Origin of the sequence: Pseudomonas sp. P5_152 (assembly GCF_033989915.1) — a bacterium.
In the GTDB taxonomy this organism is placed as follows: domain Bacteria; phylum Pseudomonadota; class Gammaproteobacteria; order Pseudomonadales; family Pseudomonadaceae; genus Aquipseudomonas.
Genome location: NZ_JASFAH010000002.1, coordinates 5,543,372 through 5,563,875 on the forward strand (window position 1 = coordinate 5,543,372; position 20,504 = coordinate 5,563,875).

Sequence of the window (20,504 nt, forward strand, 5' to 3'; positions counted from 1 at the left end):
GCAAGCACTGCAAATTACTGTGGGAGCGGGCTTGCCCGCGATGGTCGTCAACGATGACGCGTACAGTCTGACACCCAGCAGCGCCCTCAGGCTTTTCGCGGGCAAGCCCGCTCCCACAGGTTCAGTGGGTGCATGCAGGATTTGCAAGCACTGCAAATTACTGTAGGAGCGCGCTTGCCCGCGATGGTCGTCAACGATGACGCGTGCAGCCTGACACCCAGCAGCGCCCTCAGGCTTTTTCGCGGGCAAGCCCGCTCCCACAGGTTCAGTGGGTGTATGCGGGATCTGCAAGCACTGCAAATAACGGTGGGAGCGGGCTTGCCCGCGATGGTCGTCAACGATGACGCGTACAGTCTGACACCCAGCAGCGCCCTCAGGCTTTTCGCGGGCAAGCCCGCTCCCACAGGTTCAGTGGGTGTATGCGGGATCTGCAAGCACTGCAAATTACTGTGGGAGCCGGCCTGCCGGCGATGGTCGTCAACGATGACGCGTACAGTCTGCTAGCCAGCAGCGCCCTCAGGCTTTTCGCGGGCAAGCCCGCTCCCACAGGTTCTGTGGGTGCATGCAGAATTTGCAAGCACTGCAAATTACTGTGGGAGCGGGCTTGCCCGCGATGGTCGTCAACGATGACGCGTACAGGCTGCTACCCAGCGGCGCCCTCAGGCTTTTCGCGAGCAGGGCTCGCTCCTACAGGTTCTGTGGGTGTATGCGGGATCTGCAAGCACTGCAAATTACTGTGGGAGCGGGCTTGCCCGCGATGGTCGTCAACGATGACGCGTGCAGCCTGACACCCAGCGGCGCCCTCAGGCTTTTCGCGGGCAAGCCCGCTCCCACAGGTTCTGTGGGTGTATGCGGGATCTGCAAGCACTGCAAATTACTGTGGGAGCGGGCTTGCCCGCGATGGTCGTCAACGATGACGCGTACAGTCTGACACCCAGCAGCGCCCTCAGGCTTTTTCGCGGGCAAGCCCGCTCCCACAGGTTCAGTGGGTGCATGCAGGATTTGCAAGCACCGCAAATTACTGTGGGAGCCGGCTTGCCCGCGATGGTCGTCAACGATGACGCGTACAGTCTGACACCCAGCGGCGCCCTCAGGTTTTTCGCGAGCAGGTTCAGTGGGTGCATGCGGGATCTGCAAGCACCGCAAATAACGGTGGGAGCGGGCTTGCCCGCGATGGTCGTCAACGATGACGCGTACAGGCTGACACCCAGCAGCGCCCTCGGGCTTTTCGCGGGCAAGCCCGCTCCCACAGGTTCAGTGGGTGCATGCAGGATTTGCAAGCACCGCAAATTACTGTGGGAGCCGGCTTGCCCGCGATGGTCGTCAACGATGACGCGCCCAGTCTGACACCCAGCAGCGCCCTCAGGCTTTTCGCGAGCAGGGCTCGCTCCTACAGGTTCTGTGGGTGCATGCAGGATCTGCAAGCACTGCAAATTACTAATGAAATGGTTACCCCCGCCGCCCCCAGTGATAGCCCACTAAGCTTTCACTGGGGGCTCACCGGAGACCATTGTCATGAACAAAGTAGCTATCGCCGCCATTGACCTGGGTAAAAACTCCTTTCATCTTCACGCCCAGGATGAACGAGGTCATGAGCTTTACCGCAAAAAATTCACTCGCGTAGCACTTGTCCAACATTTGGCCAATCTCGAGCCCTGCACAGTTGTGATGGAGGCCTGTGGCGGCGCTCACTTCATGGCGCAGCAGGCTGCAAGGTTTGGACACACGGCAAAGCTGATTGCGCCGCATCTTGTGCGCCCTTATGTCAAAAGCAACAAAAACGACTTCGCCGATGCCGAGGCGATTTGCGAGGCGGCAACCCGTCCAACGATGCGTTTTGTTCCTGCCAAAACACAGGCTCAACAGGCGCTAGCCATGCTCAATTCAACGCGTGATTCGTTCATCAAAGACCGTACCGCGACCGTCAATCGGATTCACGCAGCACTCCTGGAAGTCGGGATCAGCTTGGCTCCGGGGTTCAAGTCGATCAACGAGCTCACGGCGCTGCTTGAGGCGAGTTCACTTCCCGATCCGATCAAAAAGCTGCTGATACGGATGCATGACCACTTTGATTACTTGCACGAACAGATCAAATCCTTAGACAAAGAACTGGAATGCCAAGCCGCTGAAGATGATCTGGCTGCTCGTTTGATGACAATCCCGTGCGTCGGCCCGATCACCTCCAGCGCCTTGGCTGCCGAGTTGGGTGATGGCAAGCAGTTCAAATGTGGCCGAGGCTATTCAGCCTCGATCGGCCTGGTCCCCAAACAGCATTCAACGGGCGGGAAAACTGTACTTTTAGGTATCAGCAAACGTGGCGACAGAAACCAGATACGGCTGCTGATCCAGTGCGCCCGGGTTTACTTGATGCATCTGGATCGACAGAAAGGCGCGCTGGCGGAGTGGGTCCGTCATTTGATCGCGACCCACCATCACTCCAACCACGTGGTCTGCGCGCTAGCCAACAAATTGGCGAGGATCGCTTGGGCAATTGCGGCACACCACACTGTATTCGATGCGGGGCCAAGCACGATGAACGCCTGACCCCGCTGTCACCCGAGCACCAACCCACCTGGTTTTGCGATGCTGGATAACTGATGACGTGAACGGCCAACCGGCCTGACGACAACCCTGGGCTCCCACACGGCTGAAAGGCCGTTTCACTAATCAGGATCGTTGGGCATCGATTCTCATCGAGGCGCGGGGTAGCACCCCCACTCAGACGCCGGATAGATGAAAGCAAGCCAAACACGACATCAAAAACAGTATTGCAGAAAAGGGGGTAACCATAGATGTGGGAGCGGGCTTGCCCGCGATGGTCGTCAACGATGACGCGTGCAGTCTGACACCCAGCGGCGCCCTCAGGCTTTTCGCGAGCAGGCCGCAAGCGGGCGCTCGCTCCCACAAAGGTTGGCGCAATTTCTACGGGGGGGGCTTGGGTTATGCGCTGTTCGCTGCTGGATTGCGGCGGGCGGCGGCTTCGCGGACGGCGGGGATGATCCAGCGGCCGTAGTCGACGGTGTCGTAGAGCGGGTCGTAGCCGCGGTTGAGGAAGGTGGTGACGCCCAGGTCGACGTAGTCGAGCAGGGCCTGGGCCACGGTTTCCGGGGTGCCGACCAGGGCGGTGGTGTCGCCGTAGGCGCCGACGGCGGTGGCGGTGGGCATCCACAGGGCGCGGTCGTGGCGGTCGCCCAGGGCGGCGGCGGCCAGCAGGCGTTCGGAGCCGGTGCCCTTGAGGCGCTTTTGCCAGGGGCTGCCGGCGGCGAACTGTGGGTTGGCCTTGATCTGCGCCAGGATCTGCTCGGCACGTTGCCAGGCCAGCGCTTCGGTGGCGCCGAGAATCAGGCGCACCGACAGGCTCACCCGCGGCGCCGTCACACCTGCCACCCGGGCCGCGGCCTTCAATTTGGCAATCTGCTCGGCCACGCCACTCAGCGGCTCACCCCACAAGGCGTACAAGTCCGCATGCTTGACCGCGATCTGGTAGGCGATATCGGAAGAGCCGCCAAAGGAGATCGGAATGTGTGGCTGTTGCAGCGGTTTGACCGGCGAGAACGCACCCTGGATGTTGAAGTACTCGCCAACGAAGTCGAAGGGTTCGTCCGAGGTCCAGGTGCGCCGCACAATCTCCAGGTACTCATCGGTGCGCCGGTAACGCGCGGTCTTGTCCAGCAGGGTGTCGCCTTCCTGGGGCTCGGCGGTGATGCCAGTGATCGCGTGCAGGCGGATGCGCCCGCCACCGGTGGTGTGGTCGAGGGTGGCAAACGCGCGCGCCGCCACCGTGGGGGCGCTCAGGGCGGGGCGGTGGGCGATCATGAACCCCAGGCGCTCAGTGTGGGCGGCAGCGTAGGCGGCGATCTGCAGGCTGTCGGCGCTGCCGGGTCCGCTGGCGATCAGTACCCGGTCAAACCCCGCGTGTTCGTGGGCGCGGGCGTGATGGCGGATGAATTCCAGGTCGAAATCGGCACTGCGCACGCCGCGGGTCTCGGACCACTGGCGGGGGAAAATCATGCCGACAAATTCAATGGACATAGGGTTACTCCAAGGTGAGGTCAGAACTGGTAGTCGACCTGGGCCAGCAGGGTGCGGCCAGGCATCGGTTGCAGGAAGGTGTTGGTGGAGCCGGCCAGGCCACTGACGAAATTCAGCTCGTCGGTGAGGTTGAGCACCCGTAGCGTGGTGCTCCATTGCGGCTGGCGGTAATACACCGCGAGGTCGAGGTTGTATTCGTCGGGGATCTTTACGGTCTTGCTCAGGTTCAGGTACCAACTGCTGGTCCACCAGCCGGACAGTTCGGCGCCGAAGCCGGAATCGAAGCGGTAGTCGAGATAGCCGCTGGCGGTGTACTCGGGAATCTGCACCGCATCGAAACGCCCGGACGGCCGCTGGTTGAGGCTGTTGTTGTCGCCGAATACGGTGCCGTTGTCGGCCACGAAACCAGCCGAGGCGAAGCCGGTCTGGGTGGTGAACTCGTTGTAGGCGGTGAGCTTGGTCAGGTTCAAGGCGCTGCGCAGGTGATCGTCCGGCTGGTAGCGCAAGGTCGACTCGACGCCCTTGATCACCAGCCGGGCGATGTTGTTGTTGCTGTCGGGGGACTGGTCACGTTCCTGCTTGAAGGCCGCCAGGGTCATGAACAGTTGGTCGGGCACGGCCTCGACTTTCAGCCCCACTTCATGCAGCACGCTGAGGCTTTCGAACGCCAGCGGATTGAGCTGGTTGGCCCCGGTGCCACTGCCCCAGCCCAGGCCGTTGGAGAAGAACCCGGTGTTGACTGCCAGCGAGCGGTCGAAGGTGTAGTACAGGGTGCTGTTTTCAGTGGGCTTGACGTAGGGGCTGACCTGGAACGAGAACAGCCGGTAGTTGTCGCTGTCCTTACGCGAGTTGCCGCCGGCGAGGACGAAGGGGTTGTCGATCTCGGCGTCGATCCAGCTACGGCTGGCACCGATGTTCAAGCCCACACGGTCGCCCAAGCGCAGGTTGTGCTGGCTGAACAGGGTCTGGGTGGTCCAGGTGCTTTCGGCGGTGTAGGGCGCCACCGATTCTGCGTACAGGCCATGCCCGGCCGGGTACATCGGCGGCAGGTTGAGCCAGCCGTAGTAGTTGGAGAACTGCGCTACCCCCGGCTGGCCGATCCACGCTGCGTTGCCCCCGGCGGGGTTGCGGTTGTCCAGACCGAGCAGGTCGCCGGGGTTTTTCCCGGAGGGGTCCTGGGTCAGGTCGTAGGCGTTGATGGTCGAGCCGAAGCTGTTGTTGGCGGCGATCGACTGGTTGAACTCGCGGCGGTAGATCAGCCCGCTGTTGCTCTCGTCGCTGAGGGTCCAGCCACCGAGGCTGAGCTCGTTGCGCGAGCGTAACTCGAAGCGGTTGTCGAACAGGTTGTCCTTGGATTGCACCTGGAACGCGCCGACGGCATCGGTATTGTCCCGCGAGCGCTGATAGAAGCTGCTGTTGGCCAGGGTCACGGTCGGCGACAGGTCGGCCTCGACATGCAACTGGGTGGTGAAGCGTCGCGAGCTGCTTTGGTCTTCGTCGCGTTGACCGGTCTGCGACGACAGCGACTGGCGACCGTTGCCCGCCAGGTTCGGGTCATAGACCCAGCCGCGCAGGCTGCCGGGGTTGGCCTGGGTGTTGGGCGAGGCGGCCTGGAAGCTGCCGTCGACCACGTTGTACTGCCCTTGGGCGTTACGCTGGCGCTTGACCCAGCCGAGGGTCGGCGCATCGGCCGCGCCGGACGCCAGCACCGGCGACCACAAGTTGCTGCCGTTCTGGATGATCGGCGTCGCCCGGCCGGCAGAGTACTTGCCGTGGTCCACCAGGGCCTGGTTGGCGCGGTTCCAGCCGTGGGTGATGTTGTAGTCGTAGTAGTCGTCGTAGCTGGCGTTCCAGTCCACCCGCACGTTGTCGTTGCGCCAGGCGAGGGCGCCATAGAAGGCGTCGAAATTGTTGTCGACGTTGTCGTAGAAATCTTCCTGGCGCTGTTTGGTGATACTCAGCCGGTAGGCCAGGTTGTCGGCGAGGGGGCCGGTGTTGTCGACGCTGAACTTGCTTGAGTCGCGGGACTCGCCGTCCGGCACCCAACTGCCCAGTTCACCACTGAGGCGGGTCTTGAATTCGTTGAAGTTGGGTTTCTTGCTCAGGTAGTTGACGTAGCCCCCGCTGCCGGACACCGAGCCGTAGGTTACCGAGGAGGGCCCGGCAACGATGTCGGCACCTTCGTAGGCGTTGAAGTTGGCTGGGTGACGCACGCCGTAGGCGCGCTGGCCATCCTGGAAAACCTCGGAGCCCTGGGCCCGGAACTGCGGGGCGATCCCGGCGTTCTGCCCGCCACCGCGGGTGATGCCCGGGGCGTACTTGACCAGGTCGTCGGCGCTGCGGATCGGGTCGTTGGCCAGTTGCTCGGGGTTGATCTGGGTGACCGAGCGCGGGGTGTCGATGATTTTGGTTTCGGTGCCACCGTAGACCGAGGTCGACGGCCGGGTGGGCAGGGCATCGTCCTCGGGGTCACTGGCGCTGGCTTGCACGGTGACGGTTTGCAACTGGGTGTCGGCGGCGAAGGCGGGCATCGACAGGGTCGACAGCACCGCGATGGCCAGGGCAGAGCGTTTTACCGGCAAACGAAAGGCGATAGAGGGCATGGCGAATGAGCCTGATTGAAATCCAAAGGGGGTGGTAGGAGCAAAGCTTGCTCGCGATAGCGACCTTGAGTACGCCATCGCGGGCAAGCCCCGCTCCCACAAGGCTTGTGCGGGGGAGCGTCAAGCGGTGTCGTTCAACCACAGCCGTTCAAAGCGCCAGGTGCTGAACAGAGACTCTTCCGGCGTGGCGCCACCGACCCGGGTCGAGACGCTGTCGAGCAGGTCGGCATAACCCCAGATCAGCATGCCGCCACGCTCGTACTGGATCTGCTGGACCTGGTGCACCAGGGCCTTGCGCTTCTCCAGGTCGGGCTGGGCCATGGCCTGCAGGAACAGCGCGCTGAACTGCGGGTCGTTGAAGTGGGTCTTGTTCGCCACGGCAAAGGGCGCGTCGGTGTGGATCGCGCTGGCCAGGAACGGCGCGCCGATGCTGCCGCCGGTGCTCAGGGTCCAGTCGCTGCGCTGGGGCCCCTGGAAGGTGGCCAGGTCGACCTGCCTGACCTTCAAGGTGACGCCTATGCGCTTGGCCTGTTCGGCCAGCACCAGTGCCGAGGTCAGCCCCGGTCCCGGGGTGGTCACCAGTTCCAGTTCCAGGTGTTCATGGCCGGCTTCCTTGAGCAATTGCGCCGCGCGTTGCGGGTCGTAGGGGCGCGGGCCGAGGCTGTGGTTGAAGGTCGGATCGCTCGGCGCGTACAGGTCGTTGGCCACCCGGCCCTGGCCGTTGAGGGCGCGGCGCACCAGTTCTTCGCGATCGGCCAGCAGGCGAAACGCCTCGCGCACCCTGGGGTCGTTGAACGGCGGCTTGTCGAGGTTCATGTCGAACGACAACCAGTTGCCGGTCACCGATTTCAGCACCCTGAGTCGCGGGTCGCGCTGCAGCACTTGCAACTGTTCGGTGGGCATCACGTTGGCCATGTCGATCTGCCCGGAACGCAGGGCCGCCAGGCGTGAGACCTGGTCCTTGAAGTCGATGATCTCCAGTTCGTCGGCGTAGGGCTTGCCCTCCTTGTAGTAGTTCTCGAAGCGGGTGAACAACGAGCGCTGGCCGGGGGTGAAGCTTTTCAGTTTGTAGGGGCCGGCGCCCACCGGGTTGCTGACCGGGTGATAGTCCACGGGCACGATGCCGCCGAAGTTGACCCAGGTCTCGGCCAACGGCATGTAGCTGCGGCCTTCACGGAAATTCAGGCGCACGGTGCGTTGGTCGAGCTTGACCAGGTTGTCGCGGTCGACCCAGTGCAGCAGCGCGGCGTAGGGCGAGGCCAGCTGCGGATCGGTGAGGCGGCGAATGGAGAAGATCAGGTCGTCGGCATCGATGGTCTTGCCGTGGTGGAACTCCAGGCCCGGGCGCAGGCGCAGGGTCCAACTGCTGGCGTCGGCATTCGGTTCGGCGAACTCGGCCAGGGCCAGGCGTGGCTGCATCTGTTCGTCCCACTCCCACAACTTGCTGTACAGGGCAAAGCCGCGAACGATGCCGCTGCCGATGGGTTTATGGGCGTCGAGGTTGCCGCTCTGGTTGCCGTCGAGAATGCCCAGGCGCAGGCGACCGCCATAGCGCGGTTGGTCACTGGCGGTGGTTGTGGCGGCGGGTTGACTGTCCGGGCCGCAGCCGCTCAGCAGGCCACCGCCCAACAGCAGACCGCCGCCGAGCAGGGCGCTGTGGCCGAGAAAGTCGCGGCGGCTGAGCCATGCATGATCGTTGTCCATGGCCTCAGGCTCCCGTCGGGCCGTTGGCCGAGCGCAGTTGCAGCAGTGGTTCGGGCGTGCGGCTCAGGGCGGCGCGTTCGTTGCGAAAGTGCGGCAGGATGTGCTCGCCCAGGCGATAGGCTTCTTCCAGGTGCGGGTAGCCGGCGAGGAAGAACAGGTCGATGCCCAGCGTGTGGTACTCGCGGATCCGCGCCACCACGTTTTCGTAGCTGCCGACCAGCGCGCAGCCCGGCGGGATGCCGATGTAGCCAAAGCCGGTCCAGACGTTGGGGTGAATGAAAAAGTCTTCGAAGTCCTGGGTCTGGGCTTTCTCTGCGAAGTCACTTTCATAGCTCAGCTTGCGCGCGGTGCGCAGCCCGGCATGGGCGGCCACGGCCTTGACCGCACCCTTGGCCAGGCCTTCGTCGAAGAAGCGCTTGGCCTCGGTGCGCGCCAGTTCTTCGGTCTCGCGGGTGATCACGTCGATCGACAGGCCGAAACGAATGTCGCTGCGCCCGTACTGCAGTGCGCGTTGGCGAATGTCGGCGATCAACGCGGCGATTTGATCCGGATGCTCGGCCCGCATCAGGTAGAAGTCCGCGTGTTTGGCGGCAAATTCCCGCGCGGCAATCGACGAGCCGGCGGTGCAGATCAGCGGCAGTTCGGCTTTCTTCAAAGGCCCGCGCAGGCCACCACCCTCGGCCTTGTAGAAGCGCCCGTCGTAGTGGAAGTTTTCGTTGTGCCAATAGCCCTTGACCACGTCCATGAACTCGATGGCCCGTGCATAACGCTCATCGTGATCGCTGAAGTCGCCGACCTGGCGCTGGATCGCATCCGAGCCGCCATTGATGATGTTCCACACCAGGCGATTGCCGGTGGCGCGCTGGTAGGTCGCGGCCTGCTGCACCGCGACCCAGGGCGTGTAGTGATAGGGCTGGAACGCGGTGACGAATTTCAGCGTGCGGGTCTCGCGGGCCAGCAGCGAGCAGACTGTCCATGGCTCTTCGCCGGACGGTGCGTTGACCATCAGTGCGCCGCCAAAGCCGTTGATCTCGGCGGCCTTGGCGATCTGCCCGAGGTAGTCGATGTAGGTGAAGTGATCACCGACGCTGAACGCCGACACGGCACCGGTGCTCGGACCGCCGCGATGCCAGTCGCCACGGTTGCGCGGGTCGCCGGGGAGGTATTGGGTTTCGCCATGCAGGGGCAGGCGGGTGAAGAATTCAATGCTCATGACGAAGGCTCCGGCTTACTGCACGCTGGGGTTGCAGATCGGGGTGACAGGCTGGTCGTTGATCACCTTGTGGGCGAAGGGCACCGAGTCCTTGAGCGACGCGTTGACTGTTTCGCTGTGGCCCAGGCCCTTGTACAGATGGCCCTCGACTACCGAGCCGGTCTTGCAGGCGTCTTGCATCAGTGCCACCTGGGTCGCGGCTGCCGGGGTCTTGTCCTCGGCGCCGGTGCCAATGAAGATCGGCTGGGCCAGTTTCAAGGTCGGGTAGGACACTTGCTTTTGCCAGGCGGCGAGTTGATCGCCCTGGTAGTCCTTCTTCGCATTGGCCGGGGTCAGGCCGACGCCGACCACGTCGCTGACCAGGGACGCCAGGCAACTGGTGCGCGCCTGTTCGAACAGCGGCAGGGCCTTGTCGGTGTAGAAGTCCTTGGGGTTGATGGTCGGGTCGTATTGCTGGGCCGCCAGCAGGGTGTAGAAGCCGTAGGCCAGGGACGCATCGACTTTGTTGAGGTCCTGCTCGCCGACGTTTTTCGCGCCGACGGTGTAGATCACCCCGGTACCGATGCTGCCCTTGACCCCCAGGTCCGGGGCGTAGGTCGGCGCATAGGCGGCCGAGGCAAAGGCCCCGGCGCCACCTTGGGATTGGCCGACGATCAACACCTTGTTGGCCAGCCCCGGCACGCCGGCGACCACCGCTTTGGCGGCGTCGAGGATGCCGTAGGCGGCCATGCGGTTGTTCAGCAGCGGATGCCCGCCGGGCACGCCGAGGCCCTGATAGTCGGTGGCGACAATCGCGTAGCCCTCATCCAGCCAGCGGCTCAGGTATTGCACGTCGCGGTAGGAACGGCCCTGCCAGGACGGCGCGCAGACATCGGCGATGCCCACGGTACCGTGGCCCCAACTGGCCACCGGCCAACCACCGGCCGGGGCCTTGCCCTTGGGCAGGAACAGGGTGCCGGAGACCACGATCGGGGTCTTGTTGTCGATACCGTCGGTGGAACTGTAGAGAATGCGCTGCGCGCTGGCGGCATTGGGCAGGCTCAGGGTTTTTTCCAGCGGCTCGCTGCGCAGCAACTTGCCGGGCGTGGCCGGGATCACTTCCTGCCAGGTGTAGAACGCCGAGACGCGGCCGTCGCCTTGCAGTGGATCGGGCTTGGGCGCATGGGTGCCAGCGGCGAGGGCGCTCATGGACAGCGCCAGGACGCTGAGGCCGAAGGTGAAGCGGTGGCTGAGTTTCATCGGGATGTCCTTATCGAAGGTTCAAGGATTACGGGTGACCTGGCCGCGCAGCGCTGGCCAGTAGTCGGTGAGTTGCAGGTCGATCAGCGCCTGGTTGGTGAAGCCGGTGGCCAGCGATGAGCTGATGTCGTAGTTGTCGCGAATCAGCTGGTTGGCCAGGGCGTAGGCGGTGAGGGCCTGGTAGTGGGCTTTGAGTTGCTGGTCGCTTTTCGGCGCCCAGCGCTCTTTCCAGGCCACCGGGTCGTTCTGGTCGTCGCGGCGCAACACACTTTCGGCAGTGCCGGCGCGGGACGAGAGCTGGTAGTAGGCGTCCTGGTTCTGGGTCTGGGAGATCCACCAAGCGGCCTTGACCCAGGCGGTGGCGAGCAGTTGGGTGAGGTCCGGGTGCTGCTGCACGAACAGTTCGGTGCCCCAGAGGTCGGAGATCAGCCGCCAGTCGTTGGCGCCTTGTTTGCTCGACCAGAGAATCCTGCCGACGCCCTTGTCTTCCAGGGCATAGGCTTCGCTGAGCAGGACCGCCGCATCCACTTTGCCGGCGGATACCGCCGCCGCGCCGACTTGCGGGTTGAGGTTGGCGATCTTGAAGTCGTTGAGCTTGAGGTCCTGGCTGGCGAGGAAGTTGCTGAAGGCGAATTCCCACGGACGGCCACGGTGCAGGGCCAGGCGCTTGCCCTTGAGGTCCTCGATGCTCTTGGCTGGCGAGTTGGCCGGCACCACCAGGTAGATGTTGTTGCCGCTGCCGCCGGGTACGATCAATTTGCCCGGCACGCCGCCCGCACCGGCGATCACCGAGGGCAGGTCACCGCGCACGGCGAAGTCGATGCTGTTGTTGCTGAAGCCTTCGTTGATCTGCGGGCCGGCGCCGGCGTGGGGCAGGGCGATCCACTCCAGCTTGATCCCGCGTTGGCTCAGTTGCTGCTCAAGCCAGCCGTCCTCGATGACTCGCCCGGCGATGCCACCGAACACCGGCTTGCCACCCTGGGTGAACGCGACGATGGCGATCTTCACCGAAGCCGGCGCCTGTTCGGCCAAGGCCGTGGCGGTGAGTAGTAATCCGGTCAAGGCGACCAGGCTGTTGCGCCATAAACGTTTCATTGAATTTCCCCCTGAATGACCGCGCCAGCAACAGCGCCTGGCGGTTGCTGACCGGATGTCTGGAGGGACAGAGCAGATAGCATGCCAGTGTCGGAGAAATGCTCTGCAGCCCTTGCTGGGCAAGGCTTTCGCGGTTTGGCGCAAGGTTCGGTCGCCGGCGTGTTGCTGATGCACCAACAGGTCGGTGCGTGCCTGTTGCTGCTCCAGCAGCAGGGTAGGAGCAATGCTGCGGTATATGTTTTTATGGAATATATAAAGATTAATTAATAATTTTTTAGTCTAACTATCTTCGTGCACTATTGAACCCGCGCTTTTACTGCCAGGAATGCACCATGTCGCTGATCACTCATCCCCACGCACGCGAATTGACCAAGTCGGTGCGCGCCACCGTGCTGGTCTTCAAGGACCCGCGCTCCCAGGAGTTGCTCAGCCGCATCGAGCGCCTGGCGCCCAGTGAAGCCAACACCCTGATCATCGGCGAGACCGGCACCGGCAAGGAGTTGGTCGCCCGCCACATCCATAACCTCAGCCGCCGTGGCCGCGAACCGTTCGTGGCGGTGAACTGCGGTGCCTTTGCCGAAACCCTGGTGGAGAGCGAACTGTTCGGCCATGAAAAGGGCGCGTTCACCGGCGCCACCAGCAACAAGGCCGGCTGGTTCGAAGCGGCCAACGGCGGCACGCTGTTTCTCGACGAGATTGGTGACTTGCCGCTGAACATGCAGGTGAAATTGCTGCGGGTATTGCAGGAGCGCGAAGTGGTGCGCCTGGGTTCGCGCACACCGATACCGATCAATGTGCGCCTGGTGGCAGCGACCAACGTCAACCTCGCGGACGCGGTGGTGGCGGGGCACTTTCGCGAAGACCTGTTCTACCGGTTGCACGTGGCGACCATCCGCCTGCCACCGCTGCGCGAACGTCCCGGCGACATCCTGCCGCTGGCCGAGTTTTTCCTCGAGGAGCACTGCCAGCGCCTGGGCTACAACCGCGCGACCCTGAGTATCGAGGCCGAACGCAAGCTGCTGGATCACAGTTGGCCAGGCAACATCCGCGAGCTGGAAAACTCCATCCACCATGCCTTGCTGGTGTGCCGTAACCAGCGTGTGGCGCCGGCCGACCTGCACCTGGTGGACATGCGCTCTTCGGGCATTCGCCAGGAGCAGGCGAGTCATGCCCACCCTGCGCTCAGCGGCCCGGTGGACCTGGAGTCGGCGTTGCAGGCGCTGTTCGAGCAGAACATCCCTGATCTCTACGAGCACATCGAAGAGACCATCTTTCGCGCCGCTTACCGTTACTGCCACGGTAACCAGTTGCAGACCGGACGCCTGCTGAACATCAGCCGCAACATCGTGCGCGCGCGGCTGGAGAAGATCGGCGAACTGAACAAGCCGGTGACCTTGGAGGAGTAACCCTGCGCCGAAGAAAAAGCCGGTTGTGGCTGCGTTACCTTTACGTTAACGTAAAGGTCGCGTAACACCCGGCTCGGGTTCTGATGTTCGTTGTGCGCCTGAGTCTTTCGCTCATCGTGGTCATCGATCAAGGACGTCCCATGTCTTCTGGCATCAGTCATTTCCCGGTTCCACATACCCTCGAGCAACTCCCCGCCGACCTGCGCGAGCGTATTCTCGCGGTGCAGGAGAAAGCCGGTTTTGTGCCAAACGTGTTCCTGATGCTGGCCCACCGGCCGGCGGAATTTCGCGCGTTTTTTGCCTACCACGATGCCCTGATGGATCGTGAGTCCGAGAGCCTCACGGCGGCGGAGAAGGAGATGATCGTGGTCGCCACCAGCGCGCGCCACGGTTGCCTGTATTGCGTGGTGGCCCATGGCGCGATCCTGCGCATCTACAGCAAGGACCCGCTGTTGGCCGATCAGTTGGCGATCAACCATCGCACCGCGCCGATTGGCGAGCGCCAGCGGCTGATGCTCGATTTTGCCTTTCACCTCGGCGCCGCTGGCGGCGCGCTCGACGATAGCTGGCGCGAGCGCCTGCAGGCAGTGGGCTTCAGTGACGAGGACATCTGGGACATCGGCGCGGTGACGGCCTTTTTCAGCCTTTCCAACCGCCTGGTGTCCTTGGCCGGAACGCCACCCAACCCGGAGTTCTACCTGATGGGCCGTGTGCCAAGAAGTGCGAAATGAACGGAGTACAAGGCCTTTATAAACGCGTTTATAGGGCCTCGATCAGCCCGCTGAGGCCCGCGCTTGAGCCTCTGGCCAGTACCTGTTGGAGCGCTGATACATTTGCTCACAAGTTGTTTCTGTAGTCCCTGTAGGACTTTTGTATATTCCGTAACGTTTACGTAAGCGTAAACAAGCAGTAGAGTGTGCCAGCAGCGCCATAACCAATAAAAACAATCAAGGTTAGAGGGCTCCACATGTCACCAGAGTTTGTCTTGGAAACACGCGGCCTGACCAAGGAGTTTCGCGGTTTTACCGCCGTAGACTCAGTTGATCTGCGTGTGCAGAAGGGCCACATCCACGCCTTGATCGGTCCTAACGGGGCCGGTAAAACCACAGTGTTTAATCTGCTCACCAAGTTTCTCCCGCCGACCCGCGGTGAGATCCTCTACCTGGGCCAACCCATCACCCGCCTCAAGCCCAACGAGATTGCGCGCCTGGGCCTGGTGCGCTCGTTCCAGATCTCCGCGGTGTTCGGCCACATGAGTGTGGTGGAAAACGTGCGCGTGGCCCTGCAACGCAAGCGCGGCGACTCCTACCATTTCTGGAAAGCCGAAAGCAGCCTCGACTCCCTCAATGAACGGGCCATGCAAATGCTCGACGAGGTGGGCCTGCTCGACTACGCCCACACCCAGACCATCGAACTGCCTTATGGCCGTAAACGCGCGCTGGAACTGGCCACCACCCTGGCGCTGGACCCCAGTGTGCTGTTGCTCGACGAACCGACCCAGGGCATGGGACACGAGGATGTGAACATGGTGATTGAGCTGGTGCGGCGCGCAGCGGTGGGGCGTACGGTGTTGATGGTCGAGCACAACCTGAGCGTGGTCAGTGAACTGTCCGACCGCATTACCGTGCTGGCCCGTGGCGCGATTCTGGCCGAGGGCGACTACGCCAGTGTCTCCGCCAACCCGCAGGTGCGCGAGGCGTACCTGGGCAGCGAGGCGGTGGCGGTTGAAGGGGCGCAAGCATGAACGCGCTGCACAGTCCTGAGTTCGAACAACTGCGGGTCAATGACCTGCATGCTTTTTACGGCGAGTCGCACATCCTGCATGGCATCGACCTGCAAGTGCGCCGTGGCGAGTTGGTCACGCTGCTGGGGCGCAACGGCTCCGGCCGCTCGACCACGCTGCGGGCGATCATGAACATGGTCGGGCGCCGTACCGGTTCCATCGTGGTCAACGGCACCGAAACCATCGGCCTGTCGGCCCACTTGATCCCGCGCCTGGGTGTCGGTTTCTGCCCGGAGGAACGGGGCATTTTCGCCAGTCTCAATGTCGAGGAAAACCTGCTGTTGCCGCCGACCGTGCGCAGCGACGGCATGAGCCTCGATGAAATCTACGAGATGTTCCCCAACCTCTATGAGCGCCGTTTCAGCCAGGGCACGCGCCTGTCTGGCGGCGAGCAGCAGATGCTGGCGATGGCGCGGATCCTGCGCACCGGCGCCAACCTGTTGCTGTTGGACGAGATCACCGAAGGCCTGGCCCCGGTGATCGTGCAGAAGCTCGCCGAGGTGTTGATCAAGCTCAAGAACAAGGGCCTGACCATCGTCCTGGTGGAACAGAATTTCCGTTTTGCTGCGCCGTTGGCTGACCGCCATTACTTGATGGAGCACGGTCAGATCATCGAGCAGATCAGTGCCGCTGAACTGGACGCCAAGCAGGAACTGCTGCACCGCTGCCTGGGCGTCTGAACCCGTTTTACCCCGCGCATCACGCAGGCCGCCGAGTCTCACGGCTCGACGGCACGGGGCCGCTTTGCCTGGAACAATAAAAATAACTTCGGACAGTGGGTGAACTACATGAAGGTTTTTCAGCACACAGCAAGCGCCATCCTGGTTTCCAGCCTGATCGCCGGTGCGGCGCAGGCGCAGATCAGTGACGACGAAATTCGCATCGGTTACCTGGCGGACATGTCGGGCACCTATCGTGATCTGTCCGGCCCCGGTGGCCTGGAAGCCCTGAACATGGCCATCGAGGATTTCGGTGGGCAGGTCAACGGCAAGAAGATCGTGGTGTTCAGCGCCGATGACTTGAACAAGCCGGACGTCGGCGCCAACACCGTGCGCCAGTGGGTCGATGAGCGCAACGTCGACATGGTCACCGGCATGGTGGCGTCCTCGGTGGTGCTGGCTGCCAGCAAGGTGGTCGAGCAGTCCGGCAAGCTGGCGCTGATTTCCGGCGCAGCGGCTTCGAGCCTGACCAATGAGTATTGCTCGCCGAACCACATCCACTGGACCTACGACTCCTACGCGCTGGCCAACGGTACGGCCAAGTCGGTGCTGGCCGAAGGTGGCAAGAAGTGGTTCATCCTCACCGCCGACTATGCCTTCGGCCATGCGATGGAAGCGGACATCACCAAGGTGGTCGAAGCCGATGGCGGCCAGGTGGTCGGCAAGGTCCGCCACCCGTTCCCAAGCAGCGATTTTTCCTCCTACATTCTCCAGGCCCAGGGCTCCGGTGCGGACGTGATCGCCTTCGCCAACGCCGGCTCCGATACCGTCAACTCGCTGATGACCGCCAGCCAGTTCGGCGTCGCGCAGTCTGGGCAGAAGCTGGCCGGCATGGTGGTGTTTCTCAACGATATCCATGCCATGGGCCTGGATGTCACCAAGGGCCTGATGCTGACCACCGGCTGGTACTGGGACATGAACGACGATAGCCGTGCCTGGGCGCAGCGCTACCACAAACGCTTCGGCAAAATGCCGGGCATGGTACCGGCGGGCATCTATTCGGCCACCACCAACTACCTCAATGCGATCAAGGCCACCGGCACCGACGAAGCCCAGGCTGTACGCAAGCAAATGATGGCGACGCCGGTCAACGACATGTTCGCCAAGAACGGCAAGGTCCGCGCCGATGGCCGCATGGTCCACGACATGTACCTGGCCCAGGTCAAGACCCCGGCCGAGTCCAAGGGCGAGTGGGACTTGTACAAGATCGTGCGCACCATTCCCGGCGATGAGGCCTATCGCCCGGAATCCGAAAGCAAGTGCAAGCTGCTGACCAAAGGCTGACCGCGGCGCTGCACACGCTTGTTGCCCGGCTGCTGGCAGCCGGGTGTCACGGATTTCCTGCGAGTGGTGAATCATGACTTTGATTTTTGGTATCCCCCTGAGCGTCATGTCCGGGCAGTTGCTCCTGGGGCTGATCAACGGTGCGTTCTACGCCTTGCTCAGCCTTGGCCTGGCGATCATTTTTGGCCTGCTGCGCATCATCAACTTCGCCCACGGCGCGCAGTACATGCTCGGCGCCTTCGCCGCGGTGATGGGGCTCAACTACCTGGGCGTCAACTACTGGATGGCGCTGGTACTGGCGCCGTTGCTGGTGGGGGTGGTCGGGGTGCTGATCGAGCGCTTCCTGCTGCGGCGCATCGCCGGGGAGGATCACCTCTACGGCTTGCTGCTGACCTTCGGCCTGGCGCTGATCCTCGAAGGTTCTTTCGTCAAGCTGTTCGGGGTGTCCGGTTCTTCCTACCCGATGCCGGAGCAACTCAAGGGCGGCTACAACCTGGGCTTCATGTTCCTGCCGACTTACCGCGCGTGGGTGATTGTCGCGGCGCTGGCGGTGTGCCTGGTGACCTGGTTCATGATCGAGCGCACGCGTTTGGGTTCCTACCTGCGCGCCGGCACCGAGAACCCCAAGCTGATGCAGGCCTTCGGCATCAACGTGCCGCTGCTGATCACCCTGACCTATGGCTACGGTGCGGCCCTGGCGGCCTTCGCCGGAGTGCTGGCGGCGCCGATCTATTCGGTGACCCCGACCATGGGCGCCAACCTGTTGATCGTGGTGTTTGCGGTGGTGGTAATCGGCGGGATGGGCTCGATCATGGGCGCCATCGTCACCGGTTTGGCCATGGGCCTGATCGAAGGGCTGACCAAGGTGTTTTATCCAGAGGCGGCCAACACCGTGGTGTTCCTGGTGATGGTGCTGGTGCTGCTGGTACGTCCGGCAGGACTGTTCGGTAAGGAGGCGTGAAGATGACGAGTCTGCAGATCAAGACGGGCGCAACGCGCCTGCAACCTCAGGTGGTGCTGGAACGGCAGCAGGCGGCGACTCGCCGCAAGCGCTGGTTCTACCTGGCCCTGTTCGCTGTGGCACTGGTGGCGCCGATGGCGATCTACCCGGTGTTCCTGATGAAACTGCTGTGTTTCGCCCTGTTCGCCTGTGCCTTCAACCTGCTGCTGGGCTATGCCGGCCTGCTGTCGTTCGGGCATGCGGCGTTTCTCGCCACCGGTGGCTATGTCACCGGCTTTTTGCTCAGTCACTACAGTGGCCTGGGCACCGAGCTGGGGATTCTCGCCGGCACCCTGACCTCGGCGGTGCTGGGGCTGCTGTTCGGCTTGCTGGCGATCCGCCGACAGGGGATCTACTTCGCGATGATCACCCTGGCATTGGCCCAGTTGGTGTTCTTCATCTACGTCCAGGCGCCGTTCACCGGCGGCGAGAACGGCCTGCACGGGGTACCGCGCGGCCAGTTGTTCGGGCTGTTCGACCTGAACAACAACCTGACCCTGTACTACTTCGTGCTGGCGGTGTTCGTGTTCGGCTACGCGGTGATCCAGCGCACCATTCATTCGCCCTACGGCCAGGTGCTCAAGGCGATCCGCGAGAACGAGCCACGGGCGATTTCCCTGGGCTACAACGTCGATGCCCACAAGCTGCTGGCGTTCGTCATCTCGGCGGCGCTGACCGGCCTGGCTGGCTCGACCAAGACGGTGGTGTTCCAGCTGGCGTCATTGACTGATGCGCACTGGCACATGTCCGGCGAGGTGATCCTGATGACCTTGCTGGGCGGTGTCGGCACGGTGCTCGGGCCGCTGGTGGGCGCCACTGTGGTGGTGACGCTGCAGAGCTACCTGTCCAACGGCCCGCTGGGGGAATGGGTGCACGTGATCCTGGGGCTGATTTTTGTCATCTGCGTGCTGCTGTTCCGGGTCGGCATTGTCGGCTGGGTACTCAAGCTCAGCCGCCGCAACTTCTAGTAGTAGCTGATTCGCCGCGATTGCTGTCTGGAGCCCGCGCAGGGTGCGCGGGTGCGCTTCACAACAACAATAAAAAAGAGAGCCTTATGTACGTCAAACGTTCTGTCCGTATCGTTCAGTTGTCTGGTATCGCCGGGGTCATCGGGGTGTGCGCGCCAGCGTCGGCGGCCTTTGTCGACGACAGCAAGGCCAGTGTGGAAACCCGCAACTTCTACATGAACCGGGATTTCCGCCAGTCCGGCGCTCCGCAAAGCAAGGGCGAGGAGTGGGCCCAGGGGTTTATCCTGCGCATGGAGTCGGGGTACACCGAAGGGCCGGTGGGCGTCGGGATCGATGCCCTTGGGCAGTTGGGGATCAAGCTCGATTCCAGCCCGGATCGTGCCGGGGTCACCGGGCTGCTGCCCCAGGGACCGGTGTCCAAGCGGGCCCCGGATGACTACAGTGAACTGGGTCTGACCGGCAAGCTCAAAGTCTCGAAAACCACCCTCAAGCTGGGCACCCTGATGCCCAAGTTGCCGGTGCTGGTACCCAACGAATCGCGCTTGTTGCCCCAGACTTTCCAGGGCGGGCAGTTGAGCTCGCTGGACGTGGAGAACCTGTCGTTCAACGGCGGCCGCCTGACCCAGGTCAGCCAGCGCAACTCCAGCAACCGCGAAGACATGACGCTGATGAAGGGGCCGCGGCGCAACATCATCACCGGTGCCAACCCCTTTACCGACCAGTTCGACTTCATCGGCGCCGACTACAAATGGAACAGCGCGCTGACCACCGGGTACCACTATGCGCACCTGGACGATTTGTACAAACAGCACTACCTGACGCTGACCCACACCTTGCCGGTGACGGAGGGGCAGTCGTTGAAGTCCGATCTGCGCTGGTCCAGCGCCACCGATGACGGCAACAGCAACGTCGACAACCGCATGCTGGGTGCCATGTTCACCTACTCGCTGGGGGCCCATGCGTTTGGCCTCTCCTATCAGGATATGAGCGGCGACACCGGCTTTGCCAACGTCAACGGTACTGACCCTTACCTGGTCAACCTGCTGCAGATCAACGACTTCGCCAACCAGGACGAACAGTCGTGGCAGGCGCGTTATGACTTCAACTTCGCCGGCCTCGGTATTCCCGGCCTGACCTTCATGACCCGTTACGTCAAGGGTGATGAAATCAACCTGGGCGCCGCCCCAGGGCAAGGCAAGGAGTGGGAGCGCAACACCGACATCGGTTATGTGATCCAGAGTGGCGCGCTGAAGAACGTCGGGCTCAAATGGCGTAACGCGACTTACCGGTCCAGCTTCGCCAGCGACATCGACGAGAACCGGTTGATCGTCAGTTATACCCTGGCGCTTTGGTAACAGAGGCTGGCGCCTGCAGGGCCTTGCGTATATTTGGCCCTGTAGGAGCAAAGCTTGCTCGCGTGTGGGGCTCTGGGGCTCTGGGCCTCTGGGGTGTTGGATT

15 protein-coding genes are annotated in these 20,504 nt (G+C 62.8%); 9 read left to right on the plus strand and 6 right to left on the minus strand.

The genetic code is table 11. From position 1 onward, the window contains the following. Positions 1-1,515: 1,515 nt before the first annotated feature. Positions 1,516-2,544 (plus strand): IS110 family transposase, encoded by a 1,029-nt coding sequence (locus QMK50_RS25435; RefSeq protein WP_320334322.1) that lies wholly within the window; start codon positions 1,516-1,518, stop codon positions 2,542-2,544. A gap of 396 nt (positions 2,545-2,940) precedes the next feature. Here QMK50_RS25435 and QMK50_RS25440 read toward each other — a convergent pair whose 3' ends face one another. The 6 genes from QMK50_RS25440 to QMK50_RS25465 all read right to left on the minus strand — a co-directional run bounded on the left by QMK50_RS25440 (position 2,941) and on the right by QMK50_RS25465 (position 11,886). Continuing rightward, positions 2,941-4,032, minus strand: coding sequence for an LLM class flavin-dependent oxidoreductase (locus QMK50_RS25440; protein ID WP_095169918.1), 1,092 nt, complete (start codon positions 4,030-4,032; stop codon positions 2,941-2,943). A gap of 20 nt (positions 4,033-4,052) precedes the next feature. Further along, positions 4,053-6,635: a TonB-dependent receptor gene (locus QMK50_RS25445; RefSeq protein ID WP_159995301.1), complete on the minus strand. Its 2,583-nt coding sequence runs from the start codon at positions 6,633-6,635 to the stop codon at positions 4,053-4,055. Between the two features lie 120 nt (positions 6,636-6,755). Continuing rightward, a complete protein-coding gene (locus QMK50_RS25450) occupies positions 6,756-8,339 on the minus strand; it encodes an ABC transporter substrate-binding protein (RefSeq protein WP_159995303.1) in 1,584 nt (527 codons plus the stop codon). Between the two features lie 4 nt (positions 8,340-8,343). Beyond that, positions 8,344-9,552, minus strand: a complete 1,209-nt coding sequence (locus QMK50_RS25455; protein WP_320334323.1) for an LLM class flavin-dependent oxidoreductase — start codon at positions 9,550-9,552, stop codon at positions 8,344-8,346. A gap of 15 nt (positions 9,553-9,567) precedes the next feature. Next, the gene (locus QMK50_RS25460) at positions 9,568-10,791 is read right to left on the minus strand and encodes a lipase family protein (RefSeq protein ID WP_320334324.1); all 1,224 of its coding nucleotides are present in this window, start codon (positions 10,789-10,791) and stop codon (positions 9,568-9,570) included. A 21-nt stretch (positions 10,792-10,812) separates the two neighbouring features. Then, complete coding sequence (locus QMK50_RS25465) at positions 10,813-11,886, minus strand: ABC transporter substrate-binding protein (protein ID WP_320334325.1); 1,074 nt, start codon at positions 11,884-11,886, stop codon at positions 10,813-10,815. A 332-nt stretch (positions 11,887-12,218) separates the two neighbouring features. Between QMK50_RS25465 and QMK50_RS25470 the strand changes: the two genes are divergently transcribed. The 8 genes from QMK50_RS25470 to QMK50_RS25505 all read left to right on the plus strand — a co-directional run bounded on the left by QMK50_RS25470 (position 12,219) and on the right by QMK50_RS25505 (position 20,401). Further along, positions 12,219-13,292: a sigma-54 interaction domain-containing protein gene (locus QMK50_RS25470; protein WP_159995310.1), complete on the plus strand. Its 1,074-nt coding sequence runs from the start codon at positions 12,219-12,221 to the stop codon at positions 13,290-13,292. A gap of 140 nt (positions 13,293-13,432) precedes the next feature. Beyond that, on the plus strand, positions 13,433-14,023 hold the full coding sequence (locus QMK50_RS25475; protein WP_159995312.1) for a peroxidase-related enzyme: 591 nt from the start codon (positions 13,433-13,435) through the stop codon (positions 14,021-14,023). Between the two features lie 236 nt (positions 14,024-14,259). Beyond that, positions 14,260-15,036, plus strand: a complete 777-nt coding sequence (locus QMK50_RS25480) for an ABC transporter ATP-binding protein (protein WP_159995314.1) — start codon at positions 14,260-14,262, stop codon at positions 15,034-15,036. After that, entirely contained in the window at positions 15,033-15,755 is a 723-nt protein-coding gene (locus tag QMK50_RS25485; protein ID WP_159995316.1) for an ABC transporter ATP-binding protein, read from the plus strand. The genes QMK50_RS25480 and QMK50_RS25485 overlap by 4 nt, the downstream gene beginning before the upstream one ends. Before the next feature lie 108 nt (positions 15,756-15,863). Beyond that, positions 15,864-17,078 carry an ABC transporter substrate-binding protein gene (locus QMK50_RS25490; protein WP_095169929.1) on the plus strand — a complete coding sequence of 405 codons (1,215 nt, stop codon included), beginning with the start codon at positions 15,864-15,866 and terminating at the stop codon, positions 17,076-17,078. Between the two features lie 73 nt (positions 17,079-17,151). Next, on the plus strand, positions 17,152-18,039 hold the full coding sequence (locus tag QMK50_RS25495) for a branched-chain amino acid ABC transporter permease (RefSeq protein ID WP_095169930.1): 888 nt from the start codon (positions 17,152-17,154) through the stop codon (positions 18,037-18,039). Positions 18,040-18,041: 2 nt separating this feature from the next. Further along, entirely contained in the window at positions 18,042-19,046 is a 1,005-nt protein-coding gene (locus QMK50_RS25500; RefSeq protein ID WP_095169931.1) for a branched-chain amino acid ABC transporter permease, read from the plus strand. Between the two features lie 86 nt (positions 19,047-19,132). Further along, a complete protein-coding gene (locus QMK50_RS25505; protein ID WP_095169932.1) occupies positions 19,133-20,401 on the plus strand; it encodes an OprD family porin in 1,269 nt (422 codons plus the stop codon). The last annotated feature ends 103 nt before the right edge of the window (positions 20,402-20,504 follow it).

What these genes read in the sequence shown, in the direction of transcription:
- QMK50_RS25490 (WP_095169929.1), top strand. Translation starts at nt 15,864, where the DNA reads ATGAAGGTTTTTCAGCACACAGCAAGCGCCATCCTGGTTTCCAGCCTG.
- QMK50_RS25500 (WP_095169931.1), top strand. Translation starts at nt 18,042, where the DNA reads ATGACGAGTCTGCAGATCAAGACGGGCGCAACGCGCCTGCAACCTCAG.
- QMK50_RS25440 (WP_095169918.1), bottom strand. Translation starts at nt 4,032, where the DNA reads ATGTCCATTGAATTTGTCGGCATGATTTTCCCCCGCCAGTGGTCCGAG.
- QMK50_RS25495 (WP_095169930.1), top strand. Translation starts at nt 17,152, where the DNA reads ATGACTTTGATTTTTGGTATCCCCCTGAGCGTCATGTCCGGGCAGTTG.
- QMK50_RS25450 (WP_159995303.1), bottom strand. Translation starts at nt 8,339, where the DNA reads ATGGACAACGATCATGCATGGCTCAGCCGCCGCGACTTTCTCGGCCAC.
- QMK50_RS25480 (WP_159995314.1), top strand. Translation starts at nt 14,260, where the DNA reads ATGTCACCAGAGTTTGTCTTGGAAACACGCGGCCTGACCAAGGAGTTT.
- QMK50_RS25505 (WP_095169932.1), top strand. Translation starts at nt 19,133, where the DNA reads ATGTACGTCAAACGTTCTGTCCGTATCGTTCAGTTGTCTGGTATCGCC.
- QMK50_RS25435 (WP_320334322.1), top strand. Translation starts at nt 1,516, where the DNA reads ATGAACAAAGTAGCTATCGCCGCCATTGACCTGGGTAAAAACTCCTTT.
- QMK50_RS25460 (WP_320334324.1), bottom strand. Translation starts at nt 10,791, where the DNA reads ATGAAACTCAGCCACCGCTTCACCTTCGGCCTCAGCGTCCTGGCGCTG.
- QMK50_RS25465 (WP_320334325.1), bottom strand. Translation starts at nt 11,886, where the DNA reads ATGAAACGTTTATGGCGCAACAGCCTGGTCGCCTTGACCGGATTACTA.
- QMK50_RS25475 (WP_159995312.1), top strand. Translation starts at nt 13,433, where the DNA reads ATGTCTTCTGGCATCAGTCATTTCCCGGTTCCACATACCCTCGAGCAA.
- QMK50_RS25470 (WP_159995310.1), top strand. Translation starts at nt 12,219, where the DNA reads ATGTCGCTGATCACTCATCCCCACGCACGCGAATTGACCAAGTCGGTG.
- QMK50_RS25445 (WP_159995301.1), bottom strand. Translation starts at nt 6,635, where the DNA reads ATGCCCTCTATCGCCTTTCGTTTGCCGGTAAAACGCTCTGCCCTGGCC.
- QMK50_RS25455 (WP_320334323.1), bottom strand. Translation starts at nt 9,552, where the DNA reads ATGAGCATTGAATTCTTCACCCGCCTGCCCCTGCATGGCGAAACCCAA.
- QMK50_RS25485 (WP_159995316.1), top strand. Translation starts at nt 15,033, where the DNA reads ATGAACGCGCTGCACAGTCCTGAGTTCGAACAACTGCGGGTCAATGAC.